This window comes from Paenibacillus tyrphae, from assembly GCF_027925525.1.
GTDB lineage: Bacteria > Bacillota > Bacilli > Paenibacillales > NBRC-103111 > Paenibacillus_G > Paenibacillus_G tyrfis_B.
This window is the reverse complement of the sequence record NZ_BSDJ01000101.1, coordinates 1-477: the sequence shown is the minus strand read 5'-3', so window position 1 is coordinate 477 and position 477 is coordinate 1. Positions and strand designations below refer to the sequence as shown.

Genomic DNA, 477 nt, shown 5'->3' with positions numbered 1-477 from the left:
CGGTACAAACGCTCGCCCGGCACGAACGGATTCGGCACAAATTTCTCCGCCGTCAGCTCCGGCCGGTTCAAGTAGCCTCGCGCTACCCCGGCCCCGCCGATGCACAGCTCGCCCAGCACGCCCACCGGCACCGGATTGAGCTGCGCGTCCACGATGTAGAACCGCGCATTCAGCCACGCCTGCCCGATCGGCACACTGCCCGTCTCCGGCAGCTTCGACAAAGGTTCGTCGTAGTAGCTCGAATCGATCGCCGCTTCCGTGACTCCATACGCGTTGATGATCCGCATGGTCGGGCCGAACTGCTCCTGCAGTACCCGGTAATCCGTCACGCTGCAGCTGTCCGAGCTCGTAATCAGCAGCTCCATCGAGCTAATGTCCAGACCGTGGTCCGCGATATGCTGCATAAACGGCACGATCAGCGCCGGCGTCGATTCGAACACCGTGATTTCGTAATCCCGTATCCACCCGTGCAGACGC

Annotated in this window: 1 protein-coding gene; it reads right to left on the bottom strand. The window is 62.3% G+C overall.

What is annotated here, in order from left to right; genetic code table 11:
• On the bottom strand, positions 1-477 hold a 477-nt coding region (locus QMG93_RS35030; RefSeq protein ID WP_281944525.1), incomplete at both ends, for an AMP-binding protein.